The 5716-nt window shown below is 46.9% G+C and carries 5 protein-coding genes and 1 pseudogene; 2 read left to right on the top strand and 4 right to left on the bottom strand.

What is annotated here, in order from left to right:
• Positions 1-41: 41 nt before the first annotated feature.
• Positions 42-407, top strand: coding sequence for a MarR family winged helix-turn-helix transcriptional regulator (locus QVP94_RS18030; RefSeq protein ID WP_005855716.1), 366 nt, complete (start codon positions 42-44; stop codon positions 405-407).
• A 67-nt stretch (positions 408-474) separates the two neighbouring features.
• Positions 475-2943 carry an FAD-dependent oxidoreductase gene (locus QVP94_RS18025; protein ID WP_022193157.1) on the top strand — a complete coding sequence of 823 codons (2469 nt, stop codon included), beginning with the start codon at positions 475-477 and terminating at the stop codon, positions 2941-2943.
• A 69-nt stretch (positions 2944-3012) separates the two neighbouring features.
• On the opposite strand, the gene QVP94_RS18020 is transcribed toward QVP94_RS18025, so the two are convergent.
• The 4 genes and pseudogenes from QVP94_RS18020 to QVP94_RS18005 form a co-directional block, all read right to left on the bottom strand.
• Entirely contained in the window at positions 3013-3270 is a 258-nt protein-coding gene (locus tag QVP94_RS18020; protein ID WP_005855712.1) for a DUF2442 domain-containing protein, read from the bottom strand.
• Between the two features lie 15 nt (positions 3271-3285).
• A pseudogene (gene serS, locus QVP94_RS18015) lies at positions 3286-4591 on the bottom strand (serine--tRNA ligase).
• A gap of 47 nt (positions 4592-4638) precedes the next feature.
• The gene (locus QVP94_RS18010) at positions 4639-5178 is read right to left on the bottom strand and encodes an NlpC/P60 family protein (protein ID WP_005865414.1); all 540 of its coding nucleotides are present in this window, start codon (positions 5176-5178) and stop codon (positions 4639-4641) included.
• A gap of 129 nt (positions 5179-5307) precedes the next feature.
• A partial coding sequence (locus QVP94_RS18005; RefSeq protein ID WP_288213313.1) for a LytR/AlgR family response regulator transcription factor occupies positions 5308-5716 on the bottom strand: 409 nt, incomplete at its 5' end.

Here is a 5716-nt window from a genome sequence, read left to right as displayed (position 1 = left end):
ATAGTTATATCTTTGCATCATCAAACAAGTTATAAAGAAATATGGAACCAATTTGCGCCATAAAGGATATCTATAAGATACTGTACCAGTTCGAGAAAAACTTCTCGGAAGTACATGCTATCACCATCAACGAGGCCATGTTGCTTTGTTGCTTAAAGGATAATGAGGCAAAGTCGGCAGGAATGATTTGCGATTATATTGGTCTTTCAAACTCCCGGGTCTCAAAGGTAATCACCTCTGTCGAGAACAAGGGGTTTATCCGCAGGAACATCAATAAAGAGGATAAGCGGCAAATGTTTTTCTCGCTCACCCCAAAAGGGAAAGAGAAAATACAACAGATGATGCAGGCCGAGCTAAATATGGATAGCCTGTTCAATCAACTCAAAGAATACATACAAAAGGGATGAATCCCTTTTTTTAACTAATTATTGTCTACTAACAAATATGTATAATACAAATTAAATAAAAATAGATATGAAGTACTTGATTATTGGAGGTGTAGCTGGTGGAGCTACCGTAGCAGCCCGGCTGCGTAGAATGGACGAGAAAGCGGAAATCATCCTTTTCGAACGTGGAAAATATGTTTCTTACGCAAACTGTGGATTACCTTATTATATAGGAGACACGATCAACGACCGGAATAAATTATTCGTACAAACCGTGAAAGGCTTCACGGATCGATTCCGCATCGATATCCGTACGGAGCAGGAAGTGACCCGAATCCTTCCCGAATCCAAGCAAGTGGAGGTAAAGAAACTCGGCACAGGAGAAACCTACACGGAGACTTACGATAAACTAGTGCTCTCTCCCGGTGCGGAGCCTTTGCGTCCACGCATCGAAGGAATCGAGAGTAAAAAGATATTCACGTTACGTAACGTGCCGGATACGGACACGATCAAGAATTACGTGAACACGGAAAAGCCCCGTACCGCCGTTGTTGTAGGGGGTGGTTTCATCGGCTTGGAGATGGCGGAGAATTTGCATGAGCTGGGTGTCCACGTCACCGTCGTGGAAATGGCTAACCAAGTGATGGCACCCCTCGACTATTCCATGGCCGCTATCGTACATCAGCAATTGATCGGCAAGCAGGTAGGCTTGATGCTGGAAGATGGCGTATCTCGTTTCGAGGAGACTTCCAGAGGCGTGACCGTTCATTTGAAAAGTGGGAAGCAGATCCCGGCGGATATGGTTTTATTGAGTATCGGTGTCCGTCCGGAAACCCGATTGGCCAAGGAAGCGGGACTTACGATCGGAGCACTCGGCGGTATCGCTGTCAATGAATATATGCAGACCTCGAACCCGGATATTTATGCGTTGGGAGATGCCGTGGAAGTACGCCACCTCGTGACAGGCAAACCAGCCTTGATCCCATTGGCGGGTCCAGCGAATAAGCAAGGACGTATCGTAGCCGATAATATCGTATCCGGCAATAAGGAAACTTATGACGGGACGATGGGAACCTCTATCGCCAAGGTATTCGACTTGACGGTCGCCACGGCGGGAGCTAACGCTAAGCTGTTGAAACGGGAAGGAATCGCTTATCAATCCTCCTATACGCATGGAGCCTCGCATGCGGGATATTACCCGGGAGCCGTGCCTTTATCGATCAAGATATTGTTTGCGCCGGAAGACGGACGACTGTTAGGGGCGCAAGTCGTAGGTTTCGGAGGCGTAGACAAACGGATCGAGATGTTAGCGCAAGTTATCCAGCAGAAAGGTACGGTCTATGACCTGACGGAGTTGGAACATGCGTATGCTCCTCCTTATTCAGCCGCTAAAGATCCCGTAAATATGGCCGGGTTCGTAGCGGAGAACCTGCTTACGAGAAAAGCGAAAGCGATCCAGTGGAGAGAGATCCAGAACTTATCGCCAGATACCGTACGTATCGATGTCCGTACCCGTGACGAGTACAGCTTAGGGACAATCCCCGGCTTCATCAATATCCCGGTTGATGAGTTAAGAGAACATTTGGCGGAACTACCCAAGGATAAACTGATCGTAGTGACTTGCGCCGTTGGATTAAGGGGCTATTTGGCTTATCGCATCCTGACTCAAAATGGCTTCACGAATGTCCGGAACCTATCCGGTGGTTACAAGACTTGGAGTGTAGCGACAGCAAAGATCAAGAATGAGCCGGCCTGCGCACCTTGTTCGTCCGAAGCTGTTTCTGATAAGGCATCTGGTAAAAGTAGCTCTTGCAAATCGACTCCGGCAGCTACGGCGATTAAGGTAGACGCTTGCGGATTAATGTGTCCGGGACCGATCATGCAGTTGAAAAAGAACTATGAGAACTTGCGGGAAGATGAGTCATTGGAAATCACCGCAACAGATCAGGCTTTCGGAAAAGATGTCTCTTCATGGTGCAAGATAACCGGGGCAGAGTTAGTCTCTCTGGAAAATAAGGGAGGCACGATCGCCGCCACGGTACGAAAAAAAAAAGCTGAATGCAAAATAGCGACAGGTGGTAATAGTGCCGACAACAAGACATTGATCGTTTTCAGCGATGACCTCGATAAGGCGTTGGCCTCATTCGTCATAGCGAACGGGGCTGCCTCCACCGGAAAGAAGGTGACTATGTTCTTTACTTTCTGGGGGCTCAACGTGATTAAGAAACGGGAAAAACCTGCCGTATCTAAAGATATCTTCGGCAAGATGTTTGGCTGGATGCTTCCGGCAAATAGCGAAAAGCTGAAACTATCTAAAATGAATATGGGTGGAGCCGGCAGTTGGATGATGCGCCTTATCATGAAGAAGAAACGGATCGACAGCTTGGAAAGCCTTATGGCACAAGCCGTAGAGAATGGTATCGAGATGATCGCCTGCACGATGAGCATGGACGTAATGGGCGTCAAAAAAGAAGAACTGATGGATAACGTTGTCCTAGGAGGCGTAGCCACCTATCTGGAACGTGCGGAAGACGCAAACGTAAACTTATTCATCTAATTCATTCAAAAAAAATATCCCAGCATATCCACAATAAGGACAATGCTGGGATATTTTATAAAAAAGAGATTATACGAAGTCCAATGTTGAACGTTTCATAATAAGAGGATAACGTTCTGGATGTTTCAAACTTTCGATCTCCAAATCAACATCTAACTCCGGCCATTCTATCGCATTACGCCCAGCCATCCGAACATTTAACACATTACTAATACGTGCTTCTTTCAACCATGGAACACGATTATAGGACAGAAAATAATCCCGTCCTAACACCGAAAGCATAATACCCTGCGCATTAATCATTAATACGTTTACCGATGTGTTCATCAAATGATTTGATGCTTATTTAATCATATCAAACCCAGTGTAAGGGATCAACGCTTTCGGGATGCGGATACCTTCGGGGGTTTGGTTGTTTTCCAATAAGGCGGCTACGATGCGAGGCAAGGCTAAAGCACTACCATTCAAGGTATGGCAAAGTTGCGTTTTCTTATTCTCGTCACGATAGCGGCATTTCAAGCGGTTGGCTTGATACGTATCGAAGTTGGACACGGAGCTAACTTCCAACCAGCGTTGTTGTGCCTCGGAATACACCTCGAAGTCAAAGCAAAGGGCAGCCGTGAAACTCATATCACCCCCACAAAGACGAAGGATGCGATACGGCAACTCCAACTTCTGAAGTAATCCCTCCACATGATTCAACATCTCTTGGTGAGATTGCTTAGAGTGCTCCGGTTTATCGATCCGAACCAACTCCACCTTAGAAAATTCGTGCAAACGATTCAAACCACGTACATCCTTGCCATAAGATCCGGCCTCACGACGGAAGCATTGTGTATAAGCGCAATTCTTGATCGGTAACTGTTTCTCATCCAGAATGACATCCCGGTAAATATTTGTCACGGGCACCTCCGCCGTCGGGATCAAATAGAGGTCGTCTACCTCGCAATGATACATCTGTCCCTCCTTATCTGGAAGCTGTCCCGTACCATAACCGGAAGCCGAGTTCACCACCGTAGGCGGCATGATCTCCAAGTAACCGGCGTCACGGGCCTCATCCAAGAAGAAGTTGATCAACGCACGTTGCAAACGAGCGCCCTGTCCTTTATAGACCGGGAAACCTGCTCCCGTGATCTTAACACCTAGATCGAAATCAATCAAATCATATTTCTTCGCCATCTAAATCAATCACATCATATTTCTTCGCCACTTCCCAGTGCGGAAGAGCGTTCTTCGGAAGTTCCGTTTCCATACCTCCCATTTTCTCTACCACATTGTCCTCGGCGGAGGTACCCTCGGGCACCTCATCGTAAGGTACGTTCGGGATCGTATAAAGTAAGTTCTGCAGCTCCTCGGCAGCCTGATCCATCTCAGCCTGCAAAGCCTTGCTCACCTCCTTGATCTCAGAAACATGTTTCTTAGCGGCCTCCGCCTCTTCCTTCTTGCCCTCTTTCATTAATTGTCCGATCGACTTAGAGGTTGCGTTTACCTCCGCTAGGTTCTTATCTAATTGATTTTGTGCGATACGTCTTTTATCATTCAATTCCAACACTTTATCGATGCTTTCTTTCGCACCCTTAAAATGTTTCTTTTCCAGTCCACGGATTACGGCATCCGTGTTTTCAGTGATTAATTTGATTGTCAACATATTCTATTTATGTTTAATAGTTTTTCTAAGACGCGAATTTAGTAATTTTATTTTACCCGACCACCCGTTAACCAAGTTCTTGTATAATAAGGTTCGCTAAGGCTACTTACCATCACGCCGCTAGAAGTACTGGTATGGATGAAGCGCCCATTTTTCAAGTAAATCCCCACGTGATTCGGAACGCCACGCTTCCCGCCACGGCCCGTCTTGAAAAATACCAGATCTCCTTCCTGCAATTTGGCACGACTCACTTTCTTGCAATTATACTTCAGCATATCCGCCGAGGAACGAGCCAGCTGCTTTCCGTATACCTCCCGATAAACGATCGATACGAAACCGGAGCAATCCACGCCCCGTTTCGTGCTCCCTCCCAATTTATGACGTACACCCAACCAACGGGCCCCCTCGTTGTACAAGAATATATTATCTTCCGGTGTGATACGTACCCCATATAAGCGAGCCAACTCCTTCGGTCCCTTGAAATCGGCGGGCAAAGCTACTTTTTGTTGCTTTTTGCTACCGCACGAGGTCAGACATATAAGCAGGATAAAGATCCGGATAAACCCTAAAGGAATGCTATTCTTCATATCGTTTTCTCTTAATTAAGGCACGAATATACACATAAAGTTTAGAATGCCCATTATAAGGTTCCTACAATGGGCATTGTAAGGTCGTTAGAATGCCCATCGTAAGGAGCTTTGAATGGGCATCCAAGTTCAAGAAGGTTGAGCAGCTTTCAGATAAGCGTTGAACGCCTCTTTGTAGGCATCCGTCACGTGGATGATCTCCTTCCCGATATAAACGCAATTATTCCGGTCGACGGAACGGATCTTATCCAACGCCACGATATAAGAACGATGTACCCGCATAAAGCGACCGGTAGACAGCATCTCTTCCATGGCCTTCATCGTCACGTGGGTGATAAGCGGACGGGCCTCCCCTTCCAGATAGATCATCACGTAATCCTTCAAACCCGTCACGTATAATATCCGGGAGATTTCCACCTGCCGCAACTGGCTATCCACCCGCACGAAAAGGCTGCCTCTCTCCTCCTTCACGCTACTCATCTCAAACCATTGGCGGGCCTTCTCCGCAGCTCCGAGAAACTTATGGGATCGGCTGGGC

The organism is Parabacteroides sp. CAG:2 (assembly GCF_000436315.1).
In the GTDB taxonomy this organism is placed as follows: Bacteria; Bacteroidota; Bacteroidia; order Bacteroidales; family Tannerellaceae; genus Parabacteroides; species Parabacteroides distasonis.
This window is presented reverse-complemented; position numbering and strand designations above follow the sequence as displayed.